The organism is Candidatus Pantoea bituminis (assembly GCF_018842675.1).
In the GTDB taxonomy this organism is placed as follows: Bacteria; Pseudomonadota; Gammaproteobacteria; order Enterobacterales; family Enterobacteriaceae; genus Pantoea; species Pantoea phytostimulans.
The window spans coordinates 292,594-309,561 of sequence record NZ_JAGTWO010000005.1 but is presented as its reverse complement, the minus strand read 5'-3'; the positions used below and the strand labels follow the sequence as shown (position 1 = coordinate 309,561).

10 protein-coding genes and 4 pseudogenes are annotated in these 16,968 nt (G+C 49.6%); 3 read left to right on the top strand and 11 right to left on the bottom strand.

Annotation, left to right across the window (positions count from 1 at the left end; translation table 11 throughout):
- Positions 1–133 precede the first annotated feature (133 nt).
- A complete protein-coding gene (proP, locus tag KQP84_RS23960) occupies positions 134–1,609 on the top strand; it encodes a glycine betaine/L-proline transporter ProP (RefSeq protein WP_215848583.1) in 1,476 nt (491 codons plus the stop codon).
- Positions 1,610–1,724: 115 nt separating this feature from the next.
- Here the strand turns inward: proP and KQP84_RS23955 are convergent.
- The 5 genes and pseudogenes from KQP84_RS23955 to KQP84_RS23935 all read right to left on the bottom strand — a co-directional run.
- Positions 1,725–1,997: pseudogene (locus KQP84_RS23955) on the bottom strand (NAD(P)/FAD-dependent oxidoreductase); the annotation flags it as partial.
- Positions 1,998–2,722: 725 nt separating this feature from the next.
- Entirely contained in the window at positions 2,723–2,935 is a 213-nt protein-coding gene (cspE, locus tag KQP84_RS23950; RefSeq protein ID WP_215848581.1) for a transcription antiterminator/RNA stability regulator CspE, read from the bottom strand.
- A 492-nt stretch (positions 2,936–3,427) separates the two neighbouring features.
- Positions 3,428–5,094 (bottom strand): annotated as a pseudogene (locus KQP84_RS23945) (methyl-accepting chemotaxis protein).
- Between the two features lie 484 nt (positions 5,095–5,578).
- Entirely contained in the window at positions 5,579–5,761 is a 183-nt protein-coding gene (locus KQP84_RS23940; protein WP_215848580.1) for a hypothetical protein, read from the bottom strand.
- 228 nt (positions 5,762–5,989) lie between these two features.
- Positions 5,990–6,268 carry a hypothetical protein gene (locus KQP84_RS23935; RefSeq protein WP_215848579.1) on the bottom strand — a complete coding sequence of 93 codons (279 nt, stop codon included), beginning with the start codon at positions 6,266–6,268 and terminating at the stop codon, positions 5,990–5,992.
- A gap of 698 nt (positions 6,269–6,966) precedes the next feature.
- Here KQP84_RS23935 and KQP84_RS23930 point away from each other — a divergent pair.
- Positions 6,967–7,176 (top strand): CsbD family protein, encoded by a 210-nt coding sequence (locus KQP84_RS23930; protein ID WP_215848712.1) that lies wholly within the window; start codon positions 6,967–6,969, stop codon positions 7,174–7,176.
- Positions 7,177–7,413: 237 nt separating this feature from the next.
- Here KQP84_RS23930 and KQP84_RS23925 read toward each other — a convergent pair whose 3' ends face one another.
- Positions 7,414–8,139 (bottom strand): pirin family protein, encoded by a 726-nt coding sequence (locus tag KQP84_RS23925; RefSeq protein ID WP_215848578.1) that lies wholly within the window; start codon positions 8,137–8,139, stop codon positions 7,414–7,416.
- A gap of 122 nt (positions 8,140–8,261) precedes the next feature.
- Between KQP84_RS23925 and KQP84_RS23920 the strand changes: the two genes are divergently transcribed.
- Positions 8,262–9,140: a LysR family transcriptional regulator gene (locus KQP84_RS23920; RefSeq protein WP_215848577.1), complete on the top strand. Its 879-nt coding sequence runs from the start codon at positions 8,262–8,264 to the stop codon at positions 9,138–9,140.
- Positions 9,141–9,183: 43 nt separating this feature from the next.
- On the opposite strand, the pseudogene KQP84_RS23915 reads toward KQP84_RS23920, so the two are convergent.
- The 5 genes and pseudogenes from KQP84_RS23915 to fdhF all read right to left on the bottom strand — a co-directional run bounded on the left by KQP84_RS23915 (position 9,184) and on the right by fdhF (position 16,810).
- A pseudogene (locus KQP84_RS23915) lies at positions 9,184–10,828 on the bottom strand (glycerone kinase).
- Positions 10,829–11,056: 228 nt separating this feature from the next.
- Positions 11,057–11,857: a cytochrome d ubiquinol oxidase subunit II gene (locus tag KQP84_RS23910; protein WP_215848576.1), complete on the bottom strand. Its 801-nt coding sequence runs from the start codon at positions 11,855–11,857 to the stop codon at positions 11,057–11,059.
- 124 nt (positions 11,858–11,981) lie between these two features.
- Positions 11,982–13,361 carry a cytochrome ubiquinol oxidase subunit I gene (locus tag KQP84_RS23905; protein ID WP_215848575.1) on the bottom strand — a complete coding sequence of 460 codons (1,380 nt, stop codon included), beginning with the start codon at positions 13,359–13,361 and terminating at the stop codon, positions 11,982–11,984.
- Entirely contained in the window at positions 13,354–13,839 is a 486-nt protein-coding gene (locus tag KQP84_RS23900) for a DUF1641 domain-containing protein (protein ID WP_215848574.1), read from the bottom strand. Before KQP84_RS23900 ends, KQP84_RS23905 begins: the two co-directional genes overlap by 8 nt.
- Positions 13,839–16,810 (bottom strand): annotated as a pseudogene (fdhF, locus tag KQP84_RS23895) (formate dehydrogenase subunit alpha). The gene KQP84_RS23900 and the pseudogene fdhF overlap by 1 nt, the downstream one beginning before the upstream one ends.
- Positions 16,811–16,968: the final 158 nt, after the last annotated feature.

Here is a 16,968-nt window from a genome sequence, read left to right as displayed (position 1 = left end):
CGGCTGAGGTGCTTACCGCTTCACTTACCCACAATTTGGGCTTCTTATAGCTTTCATTTCCTTCGTTCTTCTCGATCATATTTGCGGCTGCGAAAGCTATAAGACTCCCTCAATTAAGCTGTATGAGGAGAATATGACCACCAAAAACCAATCATCTGAACATCCGAAAAAACACTTCTGGAATAAGAAGCAGAAAGAACTGACCGTTGATGACATCACCGTCATTGATAACGGTATGCTGAAACGTGCTGTCGGTGCGGCTGCCTTGGGTAATGCCATGGAGTGGTTCGATTTCGGTGTTTATAGCTATCTGGCGGTGATTATTGGGAAAGTCTTTTTCCCAGATGCCAACAACGCGGTGCAGCTGATCGCGACCTTCGGTACATTTGCCGCCGCCTTCCTGGTACGCCCCATTGGTGGCCTGGTCTTTGGGCCGCTTGGCGACCGTATTGGACGGCAGAAAGTGCTGGCGATGACGATGATCATGATGTCGATCGGGACATTCTGTATCGGGCTCATTCCCGCGTACTCCTCCATCGGTATCATGGCGCCGATTCTGCTGCTGGTGGCCCGACTCATTCAGGGCTTTTCTACCGGGGGTGAATATGGCGGAGCAGCGACCTTCATAGCGGAATACTCCACTGATAACCGCCGTGGCTTTATGGGCAGTTTTCTTGAGTTCGGTACTATCGCCGGTTACTTGCTCGGCGCGAGTCTGGTGACGGCCATGACGTTGCTGCTTTCTAATGACGCCATGATGTCGTGGGGCTGGCGTGTCCCGTTCTTTATCGCCGCACCGTTGGGCTTGTTCGGCCTGTATGTACGCCTGAAACTAGAAGAAACACCCGCATTCCAGCAGCACATGGAAAAACAGGAAGCGCTGGAGCAGAGCAAGCCGCGTCTTACTTTGATGCAGATGCTGAGCAAATACCGCGCGCCGATGATGAAATGTATTGGTCTGGTACTGCTGTTTAACGTGTCCAACTACATGTTGACTTCCTACATGCCGAGCTACCTGACGGGTGTGCTGGGTATGAACGAGATGAGCGGTTTGCTGCTGGTAATGGTAGCGATGTTTGTGATGATGCCGCTGACCTTGTTATGGGGTCGCTGGACCGACAAAATTGGCCGTCGCCCGGTGATTGGCTTTGGTGCCGTAGGCTTGATCCTGCTGTCGATTCCCAGCTTTATGCTGCTCGGCACCGGCAACATGTGGGCGGTTTTTGCTGGCTTGCTGATTCTGGGGGTATTGCACACCTGCTTTAGCGGCACCATGCCTTCAACGCTGCCTGCGCTGTTTACCACCGATATTCGTTACAGTGCGCTGGCAATCGGCTTTAACCTTTCCGTTTCACTGTTTGGTGGTACCACACCGCTGATTACCGCCTGGTTGGTGGACACCACCCACAACGTGATGATGCCTGCTTACTATATGATGGGTGCAGGCGTCATCGGCTTGGTGACTATCCTGACAGTACGCGAAACTGCACGTCAGCCACTGAAAGGCTCTTCGCCTGCTGTGGCCACTAAAGCAGAAGCACATAAGCTGATTGATAAGTTACGTTTGCGGAACAGTAAATCGAAGCCGGTTCCGGCACCGTCAAAATAATGCGTTAATCACTAAGCAAGCCGGGATAATCCCGGCTTTTTTAATGCGAGATTAGCCCCTCTCTCGACACACCATCAACATCGGCTTTATTACGTAGAGCATCAACCCTTCTTAGTTAAAAGCGATCAAAACGGTAAGGATGCGGATCAATAATCGGCGTATGGTTCATCACAAGATCTGCCGCCAACTGCCCCGCTGCAGGCGAAGTGCCAAATCCATGACCTGAAAATCCTGTTGCCAGCGTTAAGCCCGAAAGCCGGGCAACGGGTCCGATAACCGGGTTGGAATCTGGCGTTACATCAAGGGTTCCTGCCCAGGCTTCAGCGATTTCCGCACGCTGGAAAGCAGGCCATGCGGCTTGCAGATTATTCATTGCATCCTCATTAAGAGAAGATTTAGCTGATAAGAAGAGTGCGCTGTAGGGATAAGCGCGCTAAATGCGGGTTTGTAGCATCAAAGAGTCAGGCGAATTGCCGCGTTAAGCGACAATCTTCTGGGATTCGCTTTAACGAAAAAGGCCGCCGATAGGCGACCTTTATAAAACGCGTACCCCACCCGGCGCTTATCTCCGGCACTCGCAATGGCTTAGCTCTTGAAGGGGCAAAAGGATTCTCTCATCAAACACGACGTCAGATTTAACCGTTATTGCTATCGTTATTATTAGCCTGCTACCTTTTTACCAGGTGTGTTGTGCCACATCGCAATACGGCTTCTGTGAAACCGAAGCGCTGTAAGCGATATTCATTGTCAGTTCTGGTAAATATGGGTAAAGAACTAAGATGAGCGATCAATAACGCCGGTTTGATTATCAGAATATATTTACCGCAATCGATATGAATCCGCATTTTTCATATTGCGTACATATTAAATTTTTATTTGACCACTAATTATACAAATTTAAATATAATGATTTCTATTTTTTAAAATAAAGAGAGGCTCTACTTAGCTCGCGCCTACTTTCAGGCCAAGTTCAATATGTTGTGGGCGGGCAAAAATAGCGGGGAAATACAGGCATAAAAAAACCCGCTCGAGGCGGGTTTTTTAATCATCAGGTATTTTATCTGCTCAGGCTGTTGCCTTCATCGCTGTTGTAAACGTACCTGAAGATGCAAATTAGATTGCTACAACGTTTGCCGCTGATGGGCCTTTAGCACCACTTTCGATGGTGAATTCAACGCGTTGGCCTTCATCTAAGGTTTTGAAATCGTTGCTCTGAATGGCTGAGAAGTGTACGAATACATCCTTGCTGCCATCCTGAGGAGTGATAAAGCCAAAACCTTTACCTGCGTCAAACCATTTTACTAAACCAGTCATTTTACCAGACATAGATACTTCCTTAATTTTTGAGCCACTAATGCGGCGAAGATGGTCTGTTGTGCAGAGAATTACTTACTTGGCACTTAGGAGGAGGCTCTCGAAGAAGGGTATCGCTGGATATCACTTTAACTGAGGACTGCTTTACTAAAACTGCTTTCATAAGGTCTGTATTACAAACCGATGGAGCTATTAAGCCATTGTTCAGAAGATTTAGCAATGCCTTATTTTAATTATTTTCACAGGGCTTGCTGAATGAGATAGCGAGAAGAAATTTTCTCATGAGTACAACGTTACCGCGATTAAAATATCCCGCCTCGCTAATGAACCGTCACGCTTGAAATATTATTTTCCTGCCTTTTATTTATTCCTGCCGGTTTCATCCGCTGCCTGTTTTTCTGCTCGGTCTTTTAGTCAGACAGTTTTAACGTCATGCACTCAGCAGGGCGATGAAGAGGGTTCCCTGAATCGCCCTGCCCTGTTACTTACGCAATGTCTACCCGATTAAAAGCTTTGCCAGTTTTCCTCAGCCGCGCTTTGACTCGGTTTAGGCAGCAAATTTTTCTCCTTCTGTATTGTGCCTGATTCAGCAAGTGACGATTTGCCCACAAGGGCGTGTTTGCTTTCTCTGTTATCAATGCGGAACTCGCCAACCATTCTGGTTAGCGCGGCCGCCTGTTCCTGAAGTGACTGTGACGCAGCAGAGGCTTCTTCCACCAACGCGGCGTTTTGCTGAGTCACATCGTCCATTTGGTTTACCGCTTTATGAACTTGCTCGATTCCCTGGCTCTGTTCTTGAGCTGCCGCCGCAATTTCATTAACTAACGCGCTAACCTGGCGAATGGCGTCTTTCATTACCGACATGTTTTCGCCCACGTTGCTTGCCTGATCCGCACCGGTTTCAGTTAGCTTGAATGATTCGTTAATCAGCTGCTTAATTTCTCTTGCCGCCGTGGTCGAGCGCTGCGAAAGGTTTCTGACCTCGCCGGCGACTACCGCAAAACCTTTGCCGTGTTCACCCGCGCGAGCGGCTTCAACTGCCGCATTCAGCGCCAGGATATTCGTTTGAAATGCAATGCCTTCAATCAACGCAACAATCTCTGAAACGCGACGCGAGCTTCCTTGTATATCTTTCATCGTCACCAGCATTGCATCCAGTGACGCTGAACTTTTTCTGACAACTGATTAGCATTAACTGCCAGCAAACTGGCCTGGCGAGTGTTATCTGCCGTCTGACGCACCGTTTCACTCAGCTCTGTCATACTGGCTGCTGTTTGCTCCAGCGAGGCGGCTTGCTGCTCGGTTCGTGAGGAGAGATCTTCATTGCCTGCGGCAATCTGTGCTGAGGCGCTACCCACTGAATGAGACGCCGCATTAACTGACGCCAGCGCGTCCGCGACACGCTTCATCAGGGCATTAAATGAGCGTGCCATATTGCCGATTTCGTCCCGACGACTTTCATCAGCACTGACCGTAAGATCAAGGTTATCACTCGAATGCGTCATGATGCTGCCGATAGCAGAGAGATTGTTGCGTATGCGGATAATCGTGGATGCGGCAAAGAGACCAAACACCAGAATCGTGGCGCAAACGCCGGCAATGGTGCCCCAGAAAAGGGTGTTGTAAATGCTATGGTTCGTTGCACGAAGGTCCTCCCCAATCGCGATATTCAGCGCTAACTGCTTCTGATAGCCCGCTACCAGTGTGCGAATAGCATCACCAACACCCTCTTTCCTCTCAAGAATGGAGCGGCTGAGCTCATCCTGATGCGCGCGAGAGGCTGCAATAAAGTCGGGCAGTCGCTGCTCAATCACCTGAAGGTTATCAAAAGCCATGTGGGTCAGCCTTTCATCTTCATCGTTTGAAATGTCGTGCTTCAAATAGTAATCCGTCAGCGTCTTCAGACCGGCAACACGCTGCTGAATTTCATCTTCAATCGCGGGCAGTTTGCTGTTATCAGCCTGACTCTGATGTTGATAAAGCGTAAGCGCGAGCTGATTACTTTGTTCAGTCAGCTGACCTAAATCCTTGATGGAGGAGATGGTATTGATCTGGACATACTCGAAGCGATCTTGAAAGCCAGACAGAAAATATATCGCAAGTACTGCCTGGCTAATAATGGCTAAAAACAGCACTGAGAATGTCAGTATGAGGCGCTGTGTGATGTTCATGTTTACCCCTGAATTTTTTATACGATCTTCCTGCGTGCAGGTGACCATCCGCAAAGGGTTATCGGCAGGCACTGACAAATAGTTATTACTTATGGTGAGGAAGTGCTGATGTAAGGTGCGGCGACTCTTTTATCTCACCAGGCAGGATTGATAGAGCGTAATAACCGGGCATAAAAGAGAAGGTTTGGCTGTAGACAGAGCGGCAAGAAATTCGTAGTGAATTTCTCTGTCGAAGAAAGGATGAGTAAGAGATGATCCGCGAATAAAGTTATACGGGCGCGCAACTGCTCTGACAGACCAAATCTGCGAGCGGGATTTGGCCTGTCAGGAACAGCATTATGATGCTTTTGCGCGTTCAGGCGCTTCACTTTTAACGCATTACCCCATTGCAGCGACTCACTTTCCCCCACACTGCAGGTTTTTCTGAGTCACATTGCTGAAGGTTTTTCTTATGAACATCTGCGTTAATGACACTGATGATTCATCATAACTGGCTGCGCTGCTTCTGATCTCCCAAAGCATCTTCCAGGCATTTGCGAATGATGTCTGGCAGGCAACTGTAATCATGGTATTTCTCTGCTATCCGCTGTAACTGCTCTACAAGTGGATCTAATTCATTTCGGGCGATATCTTTTCTGTTCGGATAAAGATAATAAATGTTGCTCATGACGACTCCACGCAGAACATTCTGTCTGATCCCTATCATCATGCTGCCATTTCATTCTAAACAATCGGTCCTGAAACGCCTAAACAAGGGCTGTTTTCTTGCGTTAAAGTTTTTTAACATCTGACGAAAGTACCTAACATACAAGTAGAAATTACTACATCGTTGCTGAATAAGCGGGTGCTGATGAACCCAAATCGTACAGAACAGCACCCTTTTTGCTCATTTGAGTTAATACTGACCGGGTAAATGCCTTATCGGTGTAGGACAATTGGTCAGCCCAAAAGCCGGCTTTTTTCTTGCATGGTTAAAGTTATTCAAACAAAGCGGGCACTGCGTGGCATCAGGATGATGAATTTTAGCAACCGTTACTGCCTGACCCTTGGTATATAAAGAGCCGATAAAAATCCTGTTTACATCTGCCGGCAGATTAACGCAACCCGCTTGATGAATTACCCAGTTGCCAGTAATCGCGTTTTTTAACAAATAATAAAATGATGGTTTAAGCATAAAAGTCTCAAGTAGTTTGCTGAAGTAGTAAATGGATCAAATAAGAAAAGTCATTACACACTGAATTTTCATTAATCATATCTGTTTTTTTATCATCAACTATTAAACCACCGCGCTTTTTTTGAATTTAGGAATTCCCCCTTAGGCAATGTTAATTTATATAAACTATATCCATTCTGGAATTAAATCATTAACGCAAACTCCGCCACCAAACTTAAACACTACTTATCTCTAATGCGGGTGCAATTATGAATTTAAATAATATCACTTTAAAATCAAGTGCTTACGATGAGGTAAGCAATCATAAAATTGCATGATTCTAATGAATTAAGATGTTTATCGCCATCAGAACCTATCAAATAATGTACATAAGTTTTTTCAGGTAATGATTCAAAAAAAGCCAAACGGCACTTTTCAATTTAAGAAGGTACTAGCGCAAAATCTATTCGTAAAGCAAGTCTGTAGTATTGCTGACCAATTGAAGACGCTGAGTGAAATGCTTTAATCGTGAAAGAGGGTGTTCTTTAAAGATAAATCGAGGCTTTGCTCCACAACAAGGATTAATTCCAAATATGCTGCGTACTTCACAATCAGAAGCAGCAAAAAAATTTGGCTGTGCCAGGCTTAGCGCTACAGACACCGAAACGGCTGTCTGCCAAAGCAATAAATTAAAAGAAACATTATTAAGGAAAGCGAAAATGAATGAAGATCGAATTGGTGGTAACTGGAAACAGTTCAAAGGAAAAGTTAAGGAAAAATGGGGCGATCTTACTGATGACGACATGACTGTTGTGGAAGGCAAGCGTGATCAGTTGGTGGGCAAAATTCAGGAACGTTACGGTTACGAAAAAGATCGTGCAGAGAAAGAAGTAAAAGATTGGGAAGATTCAAACAAATATCACTGGTAAGTCTGCCAAAGGTGCCGGTTTCCCCTTCCGGCACCTTCTCTACTTAAAAACAACAATCCTATTACTTACCGAAACGCGCGATCGTACTGGCTGCACCCAACGAATGGTTTTTGCGTTGTTCAAATCATTCATCGTGTGTTAAGCCCGATTTCTGATGAGAAACGAGCAAATCAGGAATGTGAAAACGAAAAAAACGGCCATTTCTGACCGTTTTCAAATCGCTGTTTTTGTCAGCGATTAATGTGCAGGACGATTCACTTCAACGGGACGCAAATCGAACAGCAGCACCTCAGCATTATCACCGGCGGTAAAACTAAGCGAAGTTTCATTACGAACCCGCGCGCCATCACCTGCGTTAAAGCGAATACCGTTCACTGTGACAGAACCCTGCGCCACGTGAATATAAGCGTAACGATCTTCATCTAACGTCATGGTTTGCTGCTCATCACCATTAAACAAACCGGCATAGATACGCATATCCTGACGCACGCTTAACGCGTTGCCTTGCCCTTCTGGCGAGACGATCAGGCTAAACTTGCCTCGTTTATCCTCCTCAGGCACAGAAACTTGCTGGTAACCTGGCTGCGTGCCGTTTTCAGCTGGCACAATCCAGATTTGCAAAAAATGGACGCCATTGGTGCTGGAATGGTTGAATTCACTGTGCGTGACTCCGCTACCGGCGCTCATCAGTTGCACGTCACCGGGAACGATTACCGAACCGGTACCCATGGAATCTTTATGTGCTAACTCGCCTTTCAGCACATAAGAGATGATCTCCATGTTGCTGTGAGGGTGCGCGCCAAAACCGCGAGCGGGTGCCACCTGATCATCGTTAATCACCAGAAGGTCAGAAAAACCCATCTGTTTGGGATCACGGTAGCCCGCAAATGAGAAGGTATGACGTGATTTCAACCAGCCGTGATCACCTAAGCCGCGTTGTTCTGATAATCTTTGCTCGATCATGGTCTGCTCCTAAATTTTTTGGGGAAGTGGATTTGCCCTTCCGATAGAGAAGCAGTATACGTAAACTAATTTGCTCAACAATTAGCTCTGATATGAATCACTGTCACCTTTAAGTGGACAATATGCAAATCGAAGATCTTCGGATATATGTGGCGGTGATGAACGCCGGAAATTTCACGGCAGCGGCCGACCAGCTCATGCTATCGAAACAATATGTCAGTCGGCGCATGGCAGCGCTTGAGGCTTCACTGGGCGCGCGTTTGTTGATACGTAATACGCGAAAATTATCGGTAACGGATGCGGGTAAAGTCTTTGCCCAGCACGCGCAACGCATCCTTGATGACATACAGGAAGCCGAACAAGCCGTTTCTGAGCGACGGCAAGAGTTGCACGGCACATTTCGAATCAGCATGCCGATGTCGTTTGGCATGAGCCATCTTTCACCGTTAATCGCGGATTTTTTGGCTGAACATTCCGCGTTGCAATTTCAGGTTGAACTGGCCGATCGCTATGTTGATGTGATTGGTGAAGGCTTTGATATGGCGATTCGCATTGGCACCTTGAGCGACTCAACGTTGATCGCCCGTCAACTTGGCGAGCTGAAGCGGGTAATCTGTTGCAGTCCCGCTTACTTAAAGCGTGCAGGTGAACCCAAGGTTCCTGAGGATCTACTGCAACACGCTTGCCTGCGTTACGGTAGGGAAGGCCAAAACGGTTGGGAGCTAAAGGTCGACGGGAAAAAGAAAGTGCTGGCGGTACAAGGCCCGATGATGAGCAATAACGGTGAAGTGCTGTGCGACGCGGCGATCTCTGGTTTAGGCTTGGTGCTTTTGCCTGAATTTATTGTAGGCCCGGCATTGCAACGCGGCGAGTTGGTGTCGGTGTTAGATGCCTGTCATCCCGACTCACTCTGTTTGAATGCGGTCTACCCGCAGCACCGACAAAGAAGTGAAGTCAATCGGGTGCTGCTGTCGTTCTTACAACAAAGGCTTAATGCGTAAACTCTCCCTGTTTTGATCGACAACAGGGAGAGTGGCGAGCAGGTTAATTTACGGTTTTCAGCGCCGCAAATACGCGCGCAATTGCCACCGCACCAGGATCTTGTACGTCTTTCAAATTATCGCTATTGAGGTAAGAAGAACGCCCCGCTTTTGCTTTGGTCATGTTGGCGGTATTTTCCGCGCCTTTATGTGCCGCATCCGCGACGGCGTTGAAATCCTTGCCTGCGATCATCGCTTCGATAGCCGGTTGTAGCGCATCTATTAACGTGCGGTCGCCAAGTTGTGCACCGCCATAATGCTTCATTTTTTCCAGCCCCTTCTGCAAAGCCTCCGCTAATGCGCTCCCTTCTGCCAGCTGCTGACCCGCCGCGGTGAAGAAAATGGCCATTAATACACCGCTGGACCCGCCCATGACTTTTGCCAGTCGCTCGCCAATGACCGCAAACAGATCGGGCAAAGAATTCAGCGGCAAGTGCTGCTCTTTGCACTCATCAAGAATGTGTCGTGCACCGGCAGCGAAGGTCGAACCGGTGTCACCATCGCCCACCTGAGCATCCAGTTTGTTTAGATCATTTTCATTTTTGATCAGCGTGTCGCAAACGGCGCTGAGAATGCGGGCGACATGGGCGTTTTCAGACGCTTCGAAGGCAATTTCGCTCGCCTGCTTTTCAGCTTTATGCGGTTTCAGAGCCTCAACTTTGACCGCTTTACACCAGCCAGCCGCTTCCACGGGCGCGCAAATCGCCTCCTCAAACAATGGCGAAAGTTCAAGGCTGGTGACGGAATAGCCTTTCATATCCAGCGCCGTCATCATTGCTGCAGGGCCAATCAGATACTGCACACTGTTGCTCAATGGTGATTCGATCAAATCGCGCGTGACGAGATTCATTTCCAGCGCTGACATTCCGCCAAGATTGTTCACCAACAAGACGCGCGGCTTGTCGGCATCTCGATTCTGCAGCACGTTTTCCAACAGCTGTTTAGCAATCTGCTGGCTGCTCTGGGATTTAATCACCTCAACGCCCGGCTCACCATGAATACCCAACCCCATTTCAACGCTGCCTTCCGGCACGCGTTCGTCGGTATCTTCACCTGGCAAATGGCAGCTCGACATCGCAACGCCCATCGTTGACATGGCTTGGTTTGCCGCCTCCGCCGCTTTGGTCACGGTGGCTAAATCATCTCCGCGCTCGGCGACGAAACCCGCAATTTTATGCACCAGCAAGGTTCCTGCCACGCCACGCGGCTGTGGATTCTCAGGCAGCGCAATATCATCGCCAACGATAACCATGCTGACATCAAAACCTGCTTTACGCGCTTTTTCTGCCGCCAGGCCGAAGTTAAGGCGATCGCCAGTATAATTTTTAACAATCAACAAACATCCGGCCTCGCCGGTGAGATTAACGATGGCGTTATACACCGCTTCGACGCTGGGAGAAGCAAACAGATCACCACACACTGCGGCGGTTAACATCCCTTTGCCGATGAAGCCAACATGCGCAGGCTCATGTCCTGATCCTCCGCCAGAGATCAGCGCCACCTTTTTTATCCCAGTCATTACGCATCACAATACGTATCCATGGATCGACGTCTAATCGCACCAGATTGCGCCATGGGTTGGCATAAATGATGCCATCCAGCGCATCAGCAACCAGATCTTCTTTCTTATTCATCATGAATTTAGCCATTACTTATTCCTCATCTGAATGTTTCGATGTCGATTCCACGAAAAGGAAGTGTTGCACATGGAAACCCACCGCGTGGGCTAAAAGTGGCGAAATCATTCCTAAAGTCGCCATCATTGATGCTGAAATGGTGGCGTGGAATGCGCCGTTTACGGGTGAGAAGTAGCGCGATATCGCCGATGCAGGACGACATCATTTCGCTTTATCAACAAGGCTAAAAACGGCGGCGCTTTACTTAACCTTGCCGTGAAAAACCCAAAACGCCCACGTGTGATAAATCAAGGTTATCGGCATCACGATAGCCACACCCGTCAGCACAAAAATTTGTGTAACCTGATCCGCAGCACTGTTATGCAGATCAATCTGTTGCGGAATGAGCCACGGATAAATCCCCCAGGCAATGCCTGCCATTACGGCGGCGATTAAAGCCAGCGTTATGGCGATTTGCCACTTGGGACCCAATCGGTAGAGCGCAATCAGCAACATGAGCCACAATGCCGCAATGAATAAACAGATCGCTTTTCCCCAGCCATGCCACGTTTGTTGCCACGGATCGGGGTTTAATAAGATCAGCGCCAAAAACAGCACCAGTGCAACCACCCAAAAAAACCATGCCAGCGTGTTTGCTCGCTCTTCAACCGATTCTCCAATGCGCCAGCGGATCCAGCAGCAGCCTAACATCAGATAAATAGCCATCAAGCCAAAGCCCGACAACAGGGCATACAGGCTGAAGCCGAATAAACTCTGCCCTTCCATCACTTTGCCCGCGCACCAACCCTGACAAAAAGCGGCCAGTGCGGAGCTTAGCGGCAGCAATTTATCCAGCCAGTGACGCAGTTCGCCAGCGGCCTGAGCACGATACTCCAGTGCTAGCGCACGCAGAAACAGGCAAAGTAGCATAATGAAAACCGGTAGATAGAGTGCGCTAAACAAACTGCTGTAAGCGGCAGGAAACAGTGCCAGCAGGCCACCCGCTACCAGCACCAGCCAGGTTTCATTGGCATCCCATACCGGCAAAATACTGTGCACCATGCGCTGTTTCTGCTCTTCATCGTGAAACCAGAAAAAAGCATCCCGACGCCAAGATCCGCACCATCCAGCCAGACATACATCAGCAGTGAAAATAACAGTGTCAGGGCGCAGAGATCGGCTAAGTTCATTGTCCGCTCTCCGAAGAGGTCGTTAAGCTATTCGCAACAACCTCAGTTTCCTTTGGCAGCGGCGCATTAACGTAACGCAACAGATAACGTAGCCCAAGAGCGAAACTGAAACTGTAAATCAACAGCACGCCAATAACCGAAGCCAGCGTCAAGCTCAGGGACAGCGATGAAACACTTTGCGCAGTGCGCAACAACCCGTAAACGGTCCAGGGTTGACGCCCCAGTTCCGTCACCAGCCAACCCGACAGCATCGCGACAAATCCGCTGGGCGACATCAACACCAGCCACCACAACAAGCGGCGTGACGTGAGCAACTTATTACGCCAGCGCTGAAGGTTAGTGACACAGGTGGTGATCAGCATTAACGCCCCTAATCCCACCATGACGCGAAAAGCAAAAAACACCGGCAGCACCGGCGGCAGCGAGTCAGCGGGAAATTCACTCAGGCTTTTAATATGTCCGGTTAAGTTGTGACGCAAATAGAGCGAACCCACATTAGGAATGGCGATTTCAGCACGATTACGCTGCATTTGTTGATCGGGTATCGCAAACAGCCGCAGCGGTTCTCCATCTCCCGGCGCAGGTGATCTCCAGCTCCCTTCTATCGCGGCCAATTTGGCGGGCTGATAGCGCAGCGTATTTTCACCATGAAGATCGCCAATAACCAGCTGCAGCGGCACGGCAAATAGACAAAAAGTCAGGGCGCTGGTCAACATGATACGTGCTGCCGCTTCCTTTGGACGGTGCAGAATTCGCCATGCCGCTGCACCTGCCATCATAAAAGCCACCGCAATCAAGGTTGCCAACACCATATGCGTAAAGCGCCAGGGAAATGAGGGCGCAGAAAGCAGAGTCATAACGCTGTTAGCATGAAATACACCTGCATCATCGCGAGAAAAATCAACCGGCGTTTGCATCCAGGAATTAGCGGCCAGGATCCAAAACGCACTGATAAAGGCACCAAGAGCCACCATGCAGGTAACGATAAAATGAATACCGGGGCGGATACGCCCCATCCCAAACAGCATCACGCCAGTCAGCCCTGACTCCAAAAAGAAAGCCACCAGCACTTCATAAAACATCAGCGGGCCGATGATTCCACCTACGCGTTGAGAGAAGGGGGCCCAGTTGGTGCCAAACTGAAATTCCATCACCACGCCAGAAACCGCGCCTATCGCCACCGTCAGCGCGAAAATCTTTAACCAAAAATGCAGCGCCTCGCGCGCGCCGGGCTGTTTACCCCAAAGCCAGCGTGCCTCAAACCAGACCAGAAAAGGGGCAAGACCCAGCGTTAATGCCGCCAGCGTGATATGCATACCCATTGTCAATGCGAACTGCCCGCGTGACAGCAGCAGCACCCAATCAGCGTCACTCACGGGTCGATTTCCCGCTATAACGGGTGACCGGTGGCTCCTCTGCGCGCTGTAACTCTTGAGAGAACGCTTCCATTCCGGCAAACAGAGGCCGCAGGCTTTGCCATAACGCCTCGTCATTCAACAGAGACATTACACCTTTCAAGCCCGGTGCAGCTGAGTGCTGTTTCGTCTCTTCGCTGGCGGGTTTTAACGCCATCAGTGCGGCCCGAACTGCCAGAATCATGTGATTAAAGCGTTCGGGCGGAATGGTACCTAGCGCCATCATTAGCAATGAGAGATTTTGAATGGCGTTTTGCGAGCCGGGCCGATTCAGCCCATCAACCAAAATTTTACCAATGTCGCTGTTGGCCTTTACGACATCGTTGGCGAGACGTAAAAAGCCGTGTTGGTGCAAGCTTTCCAGCAAAGTATCAAGCGATTCTTTTGCGGTAGGTTCGGTGCGCGTCGGCGGCACATCGTATTGCATGCGTTCGGCCATTAAAATTTCTCCGGATGTTTTACGTGCGCGGGTGGCTGTTGATAACCCGCCTGTTGCCATTTATCTTCTACGGGCAAATGATCGAGCGGCGTGCGCTGACCATAACGGAAATTATGCTGAGGCAGAGGGTTCGGTTGCGGTGGATGATCCAGCGCCTGCATTTTTACTGCGATTTCTTTATAGGCGGGCGTGTTCACGTCAGGATCGTGATGATCGCCGGTCAAACCATTTACGCCAGGTTTACCATGATGAATCGGGATAAACAGTACATTGCCCTGAACCCGCTCGGTGATCACCACCGGTACTTCAAGCGTGCCGCGCCGCGAAGTAATCGCAACCCAATCTCCCTCTTTCAAATGACGTTCAGCGGCAAGTTGCGGTGAAATTTCCACAAACCAGTTCGGTGACAGCGAGGATATACGGCCGCCTTGCCCAGTCTGATTGGTGGACTGAAAATGCTCCAGCATGCGGCCATTGTTCAGTAGCAGATCGTACTCACTATCTTCACGCTCTTCCGGCGGACGCCATTCCAGTGGATAGAGTCGCGCTTTGCCATCCGGGAAATGGAAGGATTCGGTATAGAGCAGCGGTGTACTGCTGCCATCGGCCTTCACCGGCCACTGTTGTGATTGCCAGCCCACCAGCTGTTCATAGCTAACCCCGGCGAAAATCTCCGCAATACTTGCTGTTTCTGCCATGATCGCGCCAGGATTAGGATAGCGCCACGGATGTCCCAGCCTGGCGGCTAAATCAGTGAGAATTTGCCAGTCGGGGCGGCTATCGCCCAGCGGCGGCATTGCCGGAGAGAAATGTTGAATACGCCGTTCGGTATTCACAAAGGTGCCCTCCTTCTCAACGCTTGGGCAACCTGGCAATACCACGTCAGCAAATTCGGCGGTACGGCTCATGAAAATGTCCTGCACCACCATAAAGTCGAGCTGTGTAAAGGCTTGGTGAACTTTAGTTGAATCCGCGTCAGAGAACGCGGTCTCTTCGCCAATGATGTACATCGCCCGCACTTTTTCTCGTACGCTTCCTGCACCATTTGGAAGTTGTCTGCACCAACCTTGTCAGATAACGCTTCAGGCGAAACGCCCCACGCTTTAGCCCACTTTTCACGCGCGGCATGATCCGTGACTTTGTCATAGCCCGGATAGATATTGCTGAGGCAGCCAAAGTCGCTGGCACCCTGCACATTGTTGTGGCCACGCATTGGATAACCGCCAGTGCCGGGACGACCATAATTTCCTGTCACCAACAGCAAGTTAGAGAGCGCGGTGCTGGTATCTGCCCCATGGCTATGCTGGGTAATTCCCATTGCCCACAGCAGGCAGACGCTACCCGCGTTACCAATCATCTCTGCGGCGGTGGTCAATTCTTCAACGCTTAGCCCGGTAATATCGCTGGCAAACTCAAGCGTAAAAGGCGCAAGCGAGGCGCGATATTCCTCAACCTGAATCACCCGTTCACTCAGGAATTTGTCATCGGCATAGCCGTGGTCAAACATATAGCGCGCCATGGCTGAAGCCCATACCATGTCGGTACCAGGCCGCACGCGCAGATAACAATCGGCTCGCTCGGCCATTTCGTGGCAGCGCGGATCAACAACCAGCAGCTTTTGACCTTGGTGCTTGTGGCTCTGTTTGATATGGGAAGCGATAACAGGATGGTTTTCAGCCAGATTACTGCCAACAATCACAATTAATTCAGTAAGCTGTAAATCCTTGATACTGCCCGCATCACCTCCGTATCCAACCGTCCGAAACAGACCTTGGGTTGCAGGGTTTTGGCAGTAACGTGAAGAGTTATCGACGTTGTTGGTGCCAAAGATCAGGCGGGCAATTTTTTGTGTCAGGTAGGCTTCTTCGTTGCTGGCCTTGCTTGAGCCGATAAACCCAATGGCATCACCGCCGTGCTGGTTGGCAACGGCACGCAATCCTTGCGCCACGCGATCCAGCGCCTCATCCCAACTGGCTGGACGGAAACGCCCTTCTTCACGTATCAGGGGTGTGGTTAGACGCTTCGGACTGTTAACAAAATCCCAGCCAAACTTGCCCTTGATGCAGGTCGAAATGCCATTCGCAGGCGCTTCAGCTACCGGCTGAATTTTTAGGATATGGCGATCGCGCGTCCACATTTCAAAGCTGCATCCAACGCCGCAATAGGTGCAAACGGTTTTGGTTTTCTTGATTTCAGCTTTGCGCAAGGCGGTATCAATCACGGATATCGCCGTGATCGGTTCCATGCTGATGCTCTTTTCCAGCGCCTTAACGAAATCAATCATCGGGCGTTTTACCTTTTGCGGCATAGCGGTAAAAGGCCCGGCATCAGGCTGCATGGTTTTTTCCAGTAAAGCATTGCAGGGACAAACTGTTACGCAGTGTCCACAGCTAACACAGCTGGAACCCGCAATCTGCGTTCCGCCATCCCACAGCACGCGTGGATGCTCCGCAGTGTAATCGATGGATAAAGTTTCATTCACTTCTACGTTTTGGCAGGCTTCGACGCAGCGCCCACATAAAATGCATTGATCCGGGTCGTAGGTATAAAACGGATTGGAGTGATCTTTCTCGCTGGGTTTGCGTTCATAAGGGTAATACTGAATCGGAATGTGCATATCAGCGACGGCATTGTGTAAGGTGCAGTCGCCGGTGTTGTGTTCACAAACGGTACAATAAAGCTCATGACGATTAAGGATGCGATCCATCCCCTCTTCCTGCGCGGCACGCGAGGTGGCAGTTTGACTGCTGATTTGCATACCGTCTTGCGTGGTTAACGTACAACCGCGCACCTGTTCGCCATCCACGTCAACCCAGCAGACATCGCATGTTTGCAGCGGGGGAAGAGCCGGGTGATAACAAACGTGAGGTAATTTTTTCCCGTGGTCATCAAGAAAATCAATTAAAGGTCGATTCGCGGCTCCGCTTAACGCTTCGCCATTATAAATAATGGTACAAGTCTGCTCACTCATTTTCCGCCTCATTTCCGACATTGCTCCTGGCATCCTGCCAAGGTATACCCTGGGTTATTCGAGCCACAGCTAACCGCTGTATAACTTGAAGCCTGATGGGTATATTTATTGTAAAGTTATGTCCTTGATGATAGCGGTTATTAACCATTCTGCCATAT

Excerpts from the sequence above, each read along its gene's own strand:
- KQP84_RS23910 (WP_215848576.1), bottom strand. The coding sequence starts at position 11,857 with ATGGTGCACAGTATTTTGCCGGTATGGGATGCCAATGAAACCTGGCTG.
- proP (WP_215848583.1), top strand. The coding sequence starts at position 134 with ATGACCACCAAAAACCAATCATCTGAACATCCGAAAAAACACTTCTGG.
- KQP84_RS23900 (WP_215848574.1), bottom strand. The coding sequence starts at position 13,839 with ATGGCCGAACGCATGCAATACGATGTGCCGCCGACGCGCACCGAACCT.
- cspE (WP_215848581.1), bottom strand. The coding sequence starts at position 2,935 with ATGTCTGGTAAAATGACTGGTTTAGTAAAATGGTTTGACGCAGGTAAA.
- KQP84_RS23925 (WP_215848578.1), bottom strand. The coding sequence starts at position 8,139 with ATGATCGAGCAAAGATTATCAGAACAACGCGGCTTAGGTGATCACGGC.
- KQP84_RS23940 (WP_215848580.1), bottom strand. The coding sequence starts at position 5,761 with ATGAGCAACATTTATTATCTTTATCCGAACAGAAAAGATATCGCCCGA.
- KQP84_RS23935 (WP_215848579.1), bottom strand. The coding sequence starts at position 6,268 with ATGCTTAAACCATCATTTTATTATTTGTTAAAAAACGCGATTACTGGC.
- KQP84_RS23930 (WP_215848712.1), top strand. The coding sequence starts at position 6,967 with ATGAATGAAGATCGAATTGGTGGTAACTGGAAACAGTTCAAAGGAAAA.
- KQP84_RS23920 (WP_215848577.1), top strand. The coding sequence starts at position 8,262 with ATGCAAATCGAAGATCTTCGGATATATGTGGCGGTGATGAACGCCGGA.